Origin of the sequence: Streptomyces filipinensis, assembly GCF_014649495.1 — a bacterium.
Taxonomy (GTDB): Bacteria; Actinomycetota; Actinomycetes; order Streptomycetales; family Streptomycetaceae; genus Streptomyces; species Streptomyces filipinensis.
Genome location: NZ_BMTD01000006.1, coordinates 214,990 through 227,685, shown reverse-complemented (window position 1 = coordinate 227,685; position 12,696 = coordinate 214,990). Strand labels below are relative to the sequence as shown.

13 protein-coding genes are annotated in these 12,696 nt (G+C 70.8%); all 13 read right to left on the bottom strand.

Annotation, left to right across the window (positions count from 1 at the left end; genetic code table 11):
* Positions 1 to 50: 50 nt before the first annotated feature.
* Positions 51 to 1,523, bottom strand: a complete 1,473-nt coding sequence (locus IE244_RS16440) for a cytochrome P450 (RefSeq protein WP_191874267.1) — start codon at positions 1,521 to 1,523, stop codon at positions 51 to 53.
* A gap of 48 nt (positions 1,524 to 1,571) precedes the next feature.
* Positions 1,572 to 2,192 (bottom strand): GTP-binding protein, encoded by a 621-nt coding sequence (locus tag IE244_RS16435; RefSeq protein WP_191874266.1) that lies wholly within the window; start codon positions 2,190 to 2,192, stop codon positions 1,572 to 1,574.
* A complete protein-coding gene (locus IE244_RS16430) occupies positions 2,173 to 2,589 on the bottom strand; it encodes a DUF742 domain-containing protein (RefSeq protein WP_031162067.1) in 417 nt (138 codons plus the stop codon). The genes IE244_RS16435 and IE244_RS16430 overlap by 20 nt, the downstream gene beginning before the upstream one ends.
* Positions 2,586 to 2,990, bottom strand: a complete 405-nt coding sequence (locus IE244_RS16425) for a roadblock/LC7 domain-containing protein (protein WP_031162069.1) — start codon at positions 2,988 to 2,990, stop codon at positions 2,586 to 2,588. Before IE244_RS16425 ends, IE244_RS16430 begins: the two co-directional genes overlap by 4 nt.
* Complete coding sequence (locus IE244_RS16420; RefSeq protein WP_229854151.1) at positions 2,987 to 4,645, bottom strand: sensor histidine kinase; 1,659 nt, start codon at positions 4,643 to 4,645, stop codon at positions 2,987 to 2,989. Before IE244_RS16420 ends, IE244_RS16425 begins: the two co-directional genes overlap by 4 nt.
* Positions 4,646 to 4,983: 338 nt before the next feature.
* Positions 4,984 to 7,791, bottom strand: coding sequence for a DEAD/DEAH box helicase (locus IE244_RS16415; RefSeq protein WP_191874265.1), 2,808 nt, complete (start codon positions 7,789 to 7,791; stop codon positions 4,984 to 4,986).
* A gap of 147 nt (positions 7,792 to 7,938) precedes the next feature.
* Positions 7,939 to 8,883, bottom strand: a complete 945-nt coding sequence (tatC, locus tag IE244_RS16410; protein WP_191874264.1) for a twin-arginine translocase subunit TatC — start codon at positions 8,881 to 8,883, stop codon at positions 7,939 to 7,941.
* A gap of 47 nt (positions 8,884 to 8,930) precedes the next feature.
* Positions 8,931 to 9,218 (bottom strand): Sec-independent protein translocase subunit TatA, encoded by a 288-nt coding sequence (gene tatA, locus IE244_RS16405; protein ID WP_191874263.1) that lies wholly within the window; start codon positions 9,216 to 9,218, stop codon positions 8,931 to 8,933.
* Positions 9,219 to 9,458: 240 nt separating this feature from the next.
* Entirely contained in the window at positions 9,459 to 9,653 is a 195-nt protein-coding gene (locus IE244_RS16400) for a hypothetical protein (protein ID WP_191874262.1), read from the bottom strand.
* 10 nt (positions 9,654 to 9,663) lie between these two features.
* The gene (locus tag IE244_RS16395; RefSeq protein WP_191874403.1) at positions 9,664 to 9,924 is read right to left on the bottom strand and encodes a hypothetical protein; all 261 of its coding nucleotides are present in this window, start codon (positions 9,922 to 9,924) and stop codon (positions 9,664 to 9,666) included.
* 166 nt (positions 9,925 to 10,090) lie between these two features.
* Entirely contained in the window at positions 10,091 to 11,110 is a 1,020-nt protein-coding gene (locus tag IE244_RS16390; protein ID WP_191874261.1) for a helix-turn-helix transcriptional regulator, read from the bottom strand.
* A gap of 14 nt (positions 11,111 to 11,124) precedes the next feature.
* On the bottom strand, positions 11,125 to 12,078 hold the full coding sequence (locus IE244_RS16385; RefSeq protein WP_191874260.1) for a helix-turn-helix transcriptional regulator: 954 nt from the start codon (positions 12,076 to 12,078) through the stop codon (positions 11,125 to 11,127).
* Positions 12,079 to 12,246: 168 nt separating this feature from the next.
* Positions 12,247 to 12,618, bottom strand: coding sequence for an FKBP-type peptidyl-prolyl cis-trans isomerase (locus IE244_RS16380; protein ID WP_191874259.1), 372 nt, complete (start codon positions 12,616 to 12,618; stop codon positions 12,247 to 12,249).
* Positions 12,619 to 12,696 lie beyond the last annotated feature (78 nt).

The following is a 12,696-nucleotide window of genomic DNA, read 5'->3' as shown; positions in this document are numbered from 1 at the left end:
CGGCCACCGCGCAGCCGCGGGCGGCTGACGGCTCAGCGCGGAGCGCTTCCTCACTCGCCCCGCCACCAGTGCAGCAGCCGCCGCCAGATGCCCCGCGGACGCGCTGCCGGTCGCGGAGCCGCGGGGTGGGGCGCGACGGGGTGCGGCGCGGCGGCCGGGGCCTCCTGGCCGGGACGCGCCGGGGCGGCCTGCCGGGCGGGGTACGGCGACGGGACGGCCAGGGGCCGGGGCGGGCCGTCGACGTCCTGCTGCGGCTTCGGCTCGAAGCGCACGGGCAGGGACACCAGGTGCCGGGAGGCGATGGACGAACGCCAGCGCAACTCCTCTTCCGGGCAGTCGAGTTGCACGTCTGGCAGCCGCATCAGCAGCGCGTCGACGCCGACGTCGGCGATGGCACGGCCGATGTCCTGGCCGGGGCACTCGTGCGGGCCGCCGCCGAAGGCGAGGTGGGAGCGGTTGCCCTGCATGCTCGCGGACAGGTCCGGGCGGATGCGCGGGTCGAGGTTGCCCGGCGCGGGTGCGAACAGCAGGCCGTCGCCCTTGCGGATGCGCTGGCCGCCCAGCTCGGTGTCCTGCTTGGCGTAGTAGCCGAGGACGGTGCTGAACGGCGGCTCGTCCCACAGGGACTGCTCGATGGCCTCCGGCACGGTCATCTGGCCGCCGCTGAGCTGGGCGCGGAAGCCCGGCTCGGTGAGGACCATGCGCAGCGCGTTGGCGAGGAGGTTCGCGGTGGCCTCGTAGGCCGCGAAGAGGACGAGCCGCAGGTGTTCGCGGACCTCGTCGTCGCTGAGTCCGGCCGGGTGTGTGACCAGGTGAGAGGTGAAGTCGTCCTCGGGCCGGGCGCGGCGCCGGGTGGTGAGCCGGCTCAGCGCGCCCATGACGTAGGCGTGGCTCTGGATGGCGGTCTCGGTGCCCTTCAGGGCGTCCCGCGCGGCGTGCACCATGCGGTCGTTGTACTCCTCGGGCATGCCGAGGATCTCGCACATGACGGCCATCGGCAGATGCTCGGCGAACTGGGAGACCAGGTCGGCCCGGCCGCGTTCGCAGAAGCTGTTGACCAGGCCCTGGGTGTAGCGGCCGATGTGGCGGCGCATGCTGCGGTGGTCGATGGTGGACATGGCCGCGGTGACCGCCGCGCGCAGCCGCTGGTGCTCGTTGCCCTCGGCGTGCGAGCAGATCGGCTGCCAGGCGATGTGCGGCATGAGCGGGTGGTCGGGCTTGACCATGCCCTCGGTGAGCGGGCTCCAGATCCGGCTGTCGCGGGTGTAGAGGGAGGGGCTGCGCACCAGGTGCAGATTCTCGGCGTGCCCGAGCACCACCCACATGGGCACGTCGTCGTGGAGCAGGACGGGGGCCACGGAGCCGTGCTGCTCCCGCAGCCGCTCGTAGAGGTCGCCCAGGTCCTGCGCGTCGGGGCCGTAGAGCCGGTGCAGCCCGCCGGGGCCGAGGCCCTGCGCCGGGCAGCCCGGCGGCGGGACGCGGGTGGGGTCTGTGTCGGGCAGGGACGTGAATTCAGACGTCACGGTGTCGCTCCGGAACGGAAAAAGGGTGTGGGGGCGGATCGGCTGAGGTCAGGTGAGGGCGCCGGTCAGGGCGATCGAGTGCAGGAAGCGCATCAACGTCATCAGGACCTCCTTGCTGGAGGCCCGCCGGCGTACGTCACACTCCATGATCGGGATCTCCGGGGTGAGGTCGAGCGCGGTGCGCAGTTCCTCGACCGGGTAACGGGGCGCGTCCGGGAAGGAGTTGACGGCGACGACGAAGGGCACACCGCGTTCCTCCAGCCGGCCCATGACGTCGAAGCTGACCTCAAGGCGCCGGGTGTCGACGAGGACGACCGCGCCGAGGGCGCCTTCGAACAGGCCGTTCCACAGGAACCAGAAGCGCTCCTGGCCGGGGGTGCCGAAGAGGTAGAGCACCAGCTTGTCGGTGACGCTGATGCGGCCGAAGTCCATGGCCACGGTGGTGGCGGTCTTGGATTCGGAGCCGTAGTTGTCGTCCACGCCGATGCCGGCCTGGGTCATGGTCTCTTCGGTGGTCAGCGGTCTGATGTCGCTGACGGAGCCGACCATGGTGGTCTTGCCGACACCGAAGCCGCCCACGATCACGATCTTCACCGCGGCCTGGGCCGTGTGCGGCAGGTGATCCTCGGTGCGCGGGCCGGGGATGGTGTCAGAGCCGTTGAAGTCCATGCATCACCGCTTCGAGGAGTGAACGGTCGGGTACCGCCCGACGGACGATCGGGGCGCGCACCTGCACCAGTTCGGCCGTGATCAGCTCGGTGATCAGGACGGTCATCGCGCTGAACGGCAGGTTCAGATAGGCCGACAGCTCGGCCACGGACAGGGGGTTGGCGCAGAGTCGCAGGACGGCGGCCTGCTCGGGTGAGGCGGCCGGCTGGGGCGCGTCGCGCGCCACGATCAAGGTCACGAGGTCGAGTTCGGCGCGTGCGCCGTCCTCGGATCCGGCGACGGTGTACAGCCGTTCGGGGTTCTTGGGCTCGGCCTCGCCGTCCGCCGGCTGGGGCGCGGGTGGCTGGGGAGGCGGCGGAGGCTTCGGCTCGCGCCGTTTACGTTGCGGAGGAGTCATACGGTCTGCCCGTTCCGCCGGGGCGGACTGGTGAGATGGGCGCCGATCCGGACGACGAGGTCGCGCATCATGCCGCTCATCCGGCCCGGCTCGCAGGTGACGTCGGCGAGTACGGCGAGGTAGGCGTTGTCGCCGGCGTTCATCAGGTAGAAGTAGCCGCCGTCGATCTCGAAGACGACGACCTTCATGTCACCGGCGCCGGGGAGTTCCTTGATGATGGCGCCGGCCAGGCTCTGCACTCCCGCGCAGGCGGCGGCCACCCGGTCGGCGGCGTCGGGGTCGCCGCCGTAGCGGGCGATGCGCAGTCCGTCGGCGGAGAGGACCACGATCATCTCGATGCCCGGTACGCCGTCGTTCAGCTGCTTGAGCATCCAGTCGATGTTGCCTCGCTGCTGGATCACTTGAGGTCCCCCTCGTCGTCGGCCCGGGTGGTGGTGTCCGAGTCGTTGAGCAGATGCACGTACTTTTCCGGGTGCAGCGTGAAGTCGGTCAGTTCGGCGGCGGTGGCGTCCTCCGGCATGCCCTTGCGCAGGCCGGCCCAGAACTCCTCGATCCCCAGGCCGGGCGGCCGCTCCCGGAGTTTCCTGATCTCGGGGTCCATCTCGGGCTCGGGCTTCGGTTCGGACCTGGTCTGCGACCAGACGGTGGGCCTGCCCTCGCGCTCGGCCCGCTCGACCTCCGCCGCTTCGGCGTAGCGCTGGCTCAGCGGGGTCTTCATCCGGCTGCGGCGCTGCGGCAGTCCGCCCGCCGTCCACTCGGTGACCTCGGGTACGTCGTCCTCCATGGTGATCCCGGCGGGGATCTTGGGGCTGGTCGGACGGCGCCTCTTCGGCGGGCGCTTGGGGCCTTCGACGGCGCCGAGCGCGGGCACCGGCGCGCCCGTCGCACCGATGCCGTGGGCGGCACCGACACCCGGCTCGGTGGTGGTCATCACGCGCGGCACGATGAGGATCGCGCGGACGCCGCCGTAGGCGGAGGCGCGCAGCGAGACCTCCATGTCGAAGAACTTGCACAGGCGGCCGACGACGGCGAGGCCGAGGCGCGGGTTCTCGCCGAGGTTGTGGGCGTCGTCGCCGTTCTTGGCGTCCTCGATCATCTGCTCGATGCGGGCGCGGGACTCCTCGCTGAGGCTGACGCCCGCGTCCTCGATCTCGATGGCGATACCGGCCTGCACCTCGGCGGCGGTGACGTGCACCTTGGTCGAGGGCGGCGAGTAGCGGGTGGCGTTGTCGAGGAGTTCCGCGGCGGCGTGGATGACCGGCTCGACGGCGGTGCCCTTGATGTTGATGTTGACGATGGAGTTCAGCTCGATACGGCGGTACTCCAGGATGCGCGACATGGCGCCGCGCAGGGTGCTGTAGAGGGAGACCGGCAGCGGCCACTGGCGGCCGGGGCGGCCGCCGCCGAGGACGGCGATGGTGTCGGCGAGGCGGCCGATCAGCGAGGTGCCGTGGTCGATGCGCAGCAGGTCGTCGAAGACCTCGGGGTTGCGGCCGTGGTCCTCCTCCATCTCCCGCAGTTCGTTGGACTGCTGGTGGACGATGGCCTGGACGCGGCGGGCGATGCTCACGTAGGAGCGCTCGGTCGCGTCGCGCATGTTGATCTCGTGGTCGGCACCGCGCAGCGCGACGCGGAACATCTCGCGGTACATCTCCGGCAGGCCGCGCAGTTCGGGGTCGGCGTCGTAGGCGTGGACCAGCACGTCCCGCAGTGGTTCGCCGGCGCGCAGCCGCTGCAGGCCGTACGGGATGACGTCGCCGGCGAAGCGTGCGATCAGCTGGTCGTGGGCAGCGAGCCGGTGCTCCAGATACGCGGTGTGACGGGCGTACTCGGCCTGTTCCTCGCGGAGCCTGCGGCCGCGGCGGGCGGCCTCCGCACCCGTGGCGAGGACCAGCAGCAGGGCCAGTGCCCCGAGCGCGCCGACGGCGAGCCGGGCCGACGCCGGCGCCAGGGCGACGGCGGCTCCGGTCGCGGCGGCCATCACTATGGCCGGGGGCAACAGGACGCGCGCATAGGGACGTTCACGGCCACCGGGAGGCTTCTGAACACTCACCATGGATGCCTTCTGAGACGAATCGGCTGGGTGTCGGGGGAGCTTTTGGGGGGAAGGTTCATGGAACTGATGGGATCTGTCGCATGTTTGGGAACAAGCGCACGAATTGCCTCAACTCGGTGCGCCGCGGGCGAGCTTAGTCCGACCGGATCATCGCCGTGTCATATTCGGCAAGCACCTGAAATCGCCCGCGCAACAGGAGTACGCTCAGATTCATTTATACGCTGAGCTGCCTTTCGAACACGTTCGGTTACGAGGTACGGACATGCGAAAGTGACTCACCGTGATAAGTGAAAGGGGGGCCGAAACGGCCCCCCTCACTGACACCGGACAGGTGCCGGTCAGCCCACCGACGAGTAGGCCACCACACCCCGCAGCAACTGATCAACGGCCTTGCGCGCGGCCTTGGCCACGGTCGAGCCCTCGACGGGAGCCGCTGCCGAGATCTGGCCCAGCACGTCGATGACCTGCTTGCACCACCGCACGAAGTCCCCCGCGGGCATCTCCGCCTCGCGCAGCACCTCGTCGAGCGCCTTGTCCGAGGCCCACATGTACGCGGCCCAGGCGAAGCCGAGGTCCGGCTCGCGCTGTCCGACACCCTCGGTCTGGTTGATCCGGAAGTCCTCCTCCAGAGCGTCGAGCCGTCCCCAGATCCGCACCATCTCGCCGAGCGCCGCCTTCGCCTTGCCGGAGGGCAGCTTGGGCGCCATCGCGTCGTCGCCGACCCGCGCCTCGTACACCAGCGCCGAGACGCAGGCGGCCAGTTCGGCCGGGCTGAGCCCCTCCCAGACACGCTCGCGCAGGCATTCGCTGGCCAGCAGGTCGAGTTCGCCGTACAGCCGGGCGAGCCGCTTGCCGTGCTCGGTGACCTCGTCGCCGCGCAGGTAGTCCAGCTCGGTCAGCAGGGCCACGATCCGGTCGAAGGTCCGCGCGATCGTGTTCGTACGGCCCTCGATCCGGCGCTCCAGCTGCGAGGTGTCCCGCAGCAGCCGGTGGTACCGCTCGGCCCAACGGGCGTGGTCCTCACGGTCGTTGCAGCCGTGGCAGGGATGGGCACGGATCGCGGTCCGCAGCCGGGCGATCTCGCGGTCGTCGGCCGCCTGCGAACGCTTCTTGCGGGCCCGCTCCGGCGGGATGTGCCCCGCCTTGGTGCGCAGCGCGGAGGCCAGGTCGCGACGGGACTGCGGCGAGCGCGGGTTGAAGGACTTCGGGATCCGCATCCGGTCCAGCGGCTCGACCGGCACCGGGAAGTCCATCGACGCCAGCCGCTTGACCTGCCGTTCGGCCGTCAGCACCAGCGGGCGCGGACCGTCGTGGTGGTCGAAGCCGCGGTGGCCGTTGGAACGGCCCGCGGGCAGGCCGGGATCCAGTACCAGGGCCAGCCCGGCGTACTTGCCCGTGGGCACGTGGATGACGTCGCCGGGCTTGAGCCTCTCCAGGGCGCCGGCGGCCTCGGCGCGCCGCTGGTCGGCGCCCTGCCGGGCCAGCTCGGTCTCCCGGTCCTTCAGTTCGCGGCGCAGTCGCGCGTACTCCTCGAAGTCCCCGAGGTGACAGGTCATGGAGGCCTGGTAGCCGGCCAGACCCTCCTCGTTGCGCTGCACCTGCCGGGAGATCCCGACGACCGACTTGTCGGCCTGGAACTGAGCGAAGGAGGTCTCCAGCAGCTCGCGCGAGCGATGCCGGCCGAACTGCTCGACCAGGTTGACCGCCATGTTGTACGACGGCTTGAAGCTGGAGCGCAGCGGGTATGTACGCGTGCCCGCGAGCCCGGCGAGGTGCTCGGGGCTCATCCCCCGCTGCCACAGCACGACAGCGTGGCCCTCGATGTCGATGCCCCGCCGGCCCGCCCGGCCCGTCAGCTGGGTGTACTCGCCCGGCGTGATGTCGGCGTGCTGCTCGCCGTTCCACTTGACGAGCTTCTCCAGCACCACCGACCGGGCGGGCATGTTGATGCCCAGGGCCAGGGTCTCGGTCGCGAACACCGCCTTGACCAGGCCGCGCACGAAGAGCTCCTCGACGACCTCCTTGAAGGTCGGCAGCATGCCCGCGTGGTGGGCCGCGATGCCCCGCTCCAGGCCCTCCAGCCATTCGTAGTAGCCGAGGACGTGCAGGTCCTCCTGGGCGATGTGGGCGGTGCGCTCCTCGACCAGGGCGCGGACCCGGCCCCTCGCCTCCTCGTCGTTGAGCCGCAGGCCCGCGTACAGGCACTGCTGGACGGCGGCCTCACAGGCGGCGCGGCTGAAGATGAAGGTGATCGCCGGGAGCAGGCCCTCGGAGTCCAGGCGCTCGATGACCTCGGGCCGGCCCGGCGTCCACACGCGCGAGCGCTGTCTGCGCTCGCGCTCCCGGTCGGCCTCACGCATCGCCCTGCCGCGCCGGCGGTCCTGGTACGACGGCCTCGACGCCTCCATGCGGGCCAGCCGGACGAGGTCGGGGTTGACGGCCTTCTTGTGGCCCTCGCCCTCCTCGAACAGGTCGTACATCCGGCGCCCGGCCAGGACGTGCTGGAAGAGCGGCACGGGCCGGTGCTCGGAGACGATCACCTCGGTGTCGCCACGGACGGTGTCCAGCCAGTCACCGAACTCCTCCGCGTTGGAGACCGTCGCCGACAGCGACACCAGGGTCACCGACTCGGGCAGGTGGATGATCACCTCTTCCCAGACGGCGCCTCGGAAGCGGTCGGAGAGGTAGTGCACCTCGTCCATGACCACGTAGCCCAGGCCGAGGAGGGTCTGGGAGCCGGCGTAGAGCATGTTCCGCAGGACCTCGGTGGTCATCACGACCACCGGGGCGTCGGAGTTCACACTGTTGTCGCCGGTCAGCAGGCCGACCTTCGCCGTGCCGTAGCGGCGGCACAGATCGGCGTACTTCTGGTTCGACAGCGCCTTGATGGGGGTCGTGTAGAAGCACTTCTTGCCCTGTTCCAGGGCGAGGTGGACGGCGAACTCGCCCACGATCGTCTTGCCCGAGCCGGTGGGGGCGGCCACCAGTACACCCTTGCCCGTCTCAAGTGCCTGGCAGGCCTCGATCTGGAAGGGGTCGAGGCCGAAGTCGTACATCTCGCGGAAGGACGCGAGCGCGGTGGCCTGCTCGGCTGCCCGACTGCGGGCCGCCGCGTACCGCTCGGCCGGTGAGAGGTCCTCTGTCATCGTGCTTTCGAGCGTACCGGCCCCACTGACAACAGGACGATCATTATCCGGAACGTGCGCTGATCGACAGCGCGGAACCCACGAGGGGGGCGTGAAGACGGATGCCCCCGCCCGGCGGGGGCGGGGGCATCGTGCGCGGGCTCGGGCTCAGGTGACGTCGTCGTAGCCGTTGACCCGGTCCGTGCTCGTCTGCTCGGGCAGTGCCCGGGCGGCCGGTACGGGCTCGATCTCGCCGATGTCCTCGGGGGTGAGGTCCAGCTCGGAGGCCTCGTCGTCGGACAGGCCGTTGCCATCGCGGCGGGCCCGGCGCCGGTCGTTGAGCAGCGAGAAGGCCACGGCGATGAAGAACAGTGCCCAGATCGGCGCCGCCAGCGCCAGCATCGTGCCCGGGTCGGGGCTGGGCGTGGCCACGGCCGCGAAGGCGGCGATGCCGACGACCATGCCGCGCCACCAGCCGAGCATGCGACGGCCGGACAGGATGCCGGTGAGGTTGAGCATCACCAGCAGCAGCGGCATCTCGAAGGCGAGGCCGAACACGACGACCATGCGCGTGACCAGGTCGAGCAGGTCGTCCAGCGGGAGCAGGTTCTCCGCGCCACCCGGCGTGAGGTCGACCAGGAACTTCGCCGTCACGGGCAGCACGTGGTAGGCGAGGTAGCCGCCGACCAGGAAGAGCGGGAAGCCGAAACCGACGAACGCGTAGGCGTACTTCTTCTCGTGGCGGTGCAGGCCCGGCGCGACGAACGCCCACAGCTGGTAGAGCCACACCGGCGCCGCCAGCACCACGCCGGCCGTCAGGGCGGTCTTCAGAGCCAGGGTGAACGGCGCCAGCAGGCCGCTGACCGTGATGTGCGCACAGTGGGCGTTCTTGGTCTTGGCCAGCTGCCCGAAGGACTGTCCGCAACCGACCGACTCAAGCACCGGCCGGGTGATGAAGTCGATGATGTCCTTGTAGAAGAAGGCGGACACCACCGCGACAACGACGATCGCCAGGACGCCCTTCGCGAGCCGGTTGCGCAGCTCACGCAAGTGATCCGCGAGCGGCATCCGCCCCTCGGGATCCTTCTCCTTATTGCGGGCAGACTTGAGCAACCCACATCCTCATCTCGTGCAACGGACCGGATGTCCCGGTCCTCGCGTCAGCGCTGGGTCGTGTCCGTCGGCTCGTTGACCGGCCGGGAGCTGGTCACGTCGCCGGGCGCGGCCTGGATGGTGCGCTGAGCCGGGGTCTGCTCCTCGGCGGGCTGGGCGGAGGTGGTGGACTGCTTGTTGCCCTCGTCCTTCATCGCCTTGGCCTCGCTCTTGAGGATGCGCGCGGACTTGCCCAGCGAACGTGCCATGTCCGGAAGCTTCTTGGAGCCGAACACAAGGACGATCACCAGAACCAGGAGCACCAGGTGCCACGGCTCAAGTGCGTTGCGGAACATAAAGTCTTCACCTTCTCACTGAGGCGGGGCGGCGGGGCGTGTACGACCTGTCGGACAAGTGTCTGACCATCGTGCTGGCAGCGATCGTAACGCCCGGGGGTGAACGCAGGACAATCCCCGTACGTACTCCCGCCGCCTCTGCGGACCGCGCCTCGTACTCCGGGCCGCGACCAGCAGCGTACCTGGCTGGCCCGGCAAGGTGACAGGGCGAAGTGACCCAAAGCGCATGAGGTAAGGCAATCACAACGCGTCCACGGCCCGGCCCGCACTGACGGCCGCCCGCTCCAGGTCTTCCGCCGCCCTGCTGATACGGCGCCCGGAGTCCGCCACCTGCTGCCCGAGGCGCCGTGCCTCCACGAAGACACGGGCGGCCAGCACCCCCAGCACCACGAGACCCAGGAAACCCAGCACTACCGCGCACATCGGCCAGAACATGACGTCGAGACTAGACGGTGGAGTACAGCCTGAGCGTGCGGACCCCGCCGCCGGTGAGCAGCTCGACGATGCGCTCCCCGGCGGGCTTGCGGACGGCGGCCCCGCACTCGGGGCAGGTGAAGGAGTAGAACGTCGTCCGGCTGCTGGCTCCGATGGCGAGGCGCAGCGCGCTCGCGGCGAGCTCGACACGGCCCCGGCAGTCGGGGCAGCCCGCCTTGAACATCACGGGGGCCACTCTCTTCATCCCGGCGAAGGCGGCCGCCACCGTCATCTCACCCACACCGGACACCGGAGAGTCGCTCACAGGCCTCGCTCCTTCTCGTGGTCGTTCGCCGGCCGGCGCCGCACCGTCCTCGTCCGCGGCACCGTGGTGGCCGGCCGGGCCCCGGGGCTCAGCCGCACCTCCAGCCCGGCCCGCGCCCCGTGGGGGCGCCGCCTCAGGGGCACTGCCCCGCTTGTCCGGCGCCCGCCGGCGGCTGCGTTTCATACGCCGCCAGGGCCTCTGCGGCCGCCCTGCGGGCGCTGTCGGCCAGCTCCGGCGGGGAGACGATCCGGCCGTCCCGGCCGAGCCGCAGCGCCAGCCGGCGCAGGGACGCCGGATCGGGCGTACGCAGAGTGATACGCAGCCCGCCGTCGGGAAGCTCATCGGCGCTGTCGTGCGGGTAGTACTCGGCGACCCAGCGGCCGCCCGGGCCGACCTCCACGACGACCTCCGGGTCCTCGGCGGCCGGCTGCACCAGGGCCTCGGACAGGTCCCGCAGCTCGATCTCGGGCGGCGCGGAGGGCTCGTCCAGGATCCTGATCTCCGCGACCCGGTCGAGCCGGAAGGTGCGCCGGGCCTCGGAGCGGCGGCACCAGGCCTCCACATAGGTGTGGCCGACGCTCACCAGACGGATGGGGTCGATCTCGCGCTCGGTGACCTCGTCCCGGGCCGGAGAGTAGTAGCGGATCCACAGCCGGCGCCGCTCGGAGATCGCCCGGTCCACATCGGCGAACACCCCGCCCTCGGACTCGAAGGTCACCGACAGCCGGGAGCTGGCGCCGGCGGTCTCGCCTGCGGCGGTCTCCACCTTGGCGGTGGCCCGCAGCAGCGCCTGGCGGTCGCCCTCGCGCAGCCCGGGCAGCGTGGCGACCGCGCGGGCGGCCACCAGCAGGGCCGTGGCCTCGTCGGCGGCGAGCCGCAGCGGCTCGGCCGCCTCCTCGCCGAGCGCGGCCGGGTTGTGCCACCAGATCCGCTCCCCGTCGGTGTCGATGTCCAGCAGATCGCCGCCGCGGAAGCTGGTGCCGCACATCGGCAGCAGATCGAGGTCGGCGACCAGCTCGTCCTCGGTGATGCCGAAGGCACGCGCGACGTCCGCGATCCGCGCGCCCGGCCGCTCCCGGAGGTAGGTCACCAGGGAGAGCATCCGCCGGGTCTGGTCGATGGCGTTCACCTGCCTGACCGGTTTGCCTGCCACAGTCCTGCTCCCCCTCAGCCCTTCGCCACGGCACGCAGCCGGTCCATCACGTCCGCGCGCAGCTCGGCCGGCTCCAGGACCACCACGTCCGGTCCGAACTCCACCAGCCAGGCGTCCAGGCCGTGCCCGTACGGAATCTCCAACTCGTCCCAGCCGTCGCCGAGTTCCCGCACCCCGGTGGCCTTCGCCCGAAGCGGGTAACCGGCGCCGGAACGCAGCCGGATCAGGGCCGTACCGTCGGCGATCTCACCGGCCCAGCTCGCGACGGTCTCGCGCACCGTGACGACGTCGGGCACGGGAGCGGTGAAGCCCGTACCGCGCGCACGCACCCGGCCGGTGATCCTCGACAGCCGGAAGACGCGCTCGGCACCCCGGTCCCGGTCGAAACCGGCCAGGTACCAGTGCCCGCGCCAGCACTCCAGCGCCCACGGCTCCACGTGCCGGGGCTCAGGGTGGACGGCGGAGGCCTTGCGGTAGTCGAAGAGGACCGGCCGGCGGTCCCGGCAGGCCAGCATCAGCGGCTCGAAGGCGGCCTCGTGCACGGGGATACGGGGCTCCAGGGCGCCGTGCGCCTCGTACGGGTCGACGTCCTCGGGGAGCCCCGCGGCACGCAGCTTCTGCAGGGCACCGCTGGCGGCACCGGCGAGGCGGGCCTGCTGCCACACCTTCGCGGCCAGCCCGAGTGCCGCCGCCTCCTCCGCGTCCAGGGTGATGGGCGGCAGCCGGTTGCTGTCGCGGCGGGCGAGATAGCCCACCTCACCGTCCAGGTTCTCCACCGTCGCGATGACCAGGCCGAGCTCGCGCAGGTCGTCCTTGTCCCGCTCGAACATCCGGTTGAAGGAGTCGTCGCTTCCCGCTTCGAGGTAAGCCTCGATGGACTCGCGCAGCTCACGCTTGCTGAGCGGCCGCCGTGTGCCGAGCAGACACAGCGCGAGGTTCATCAGCCGCTCAGCCTTGGCAATGGCCATCGACGCCCTTCGCCTTTCCTCCGGTGCTTCCGACCGATGACCGTACCGCTCCGCGGTGCGGTGGCAAAGCCGAGGGCCCATGCCCGAGCAGGCATGGGCCCCAGGTGATCGGATCCGGTCGCACCCGGCCGGTCGACCGGGCGGGAGGCGGCGTGGATCAGGCCGGCGTCAGACGCCGAGCAGGTCCACCACGAAGATCAGCGTCTCGCCCCGCTTGATCGCCGGGGTCGGGCTCTGGTCGCCGTAGGCGAGGTGGGCGGGGATCGTCAGCTGGCGGCGGCCACCGACCTTCATGCCCTGCACACCCTGGTCCCAGCCCGCGATGACACGGCCCGCACCCAGCGGGAACCGGAAGGGGGTGCCCCGGTTCCAGCTGGCGTCGAACTCCTCGCCGGTGCTGAAGGCGACACCCACGTAGTGCACGGTGACGGTCTGACCCGCCTGGGCCACCGGGCCGTCACCCTCCCAGATGTCCTTGATCTCCAGGTCCGCCGGGGGCTCGCCACCAGGGAAGTCGATCTCGGGCTTCTCGATGCTCACGTCAAAAGCTCCTGCTTGTGTACGACACGAAACGCGAACAGTCTTTCATCTCCGCACCCGCGCCGCCCGCCACAGACA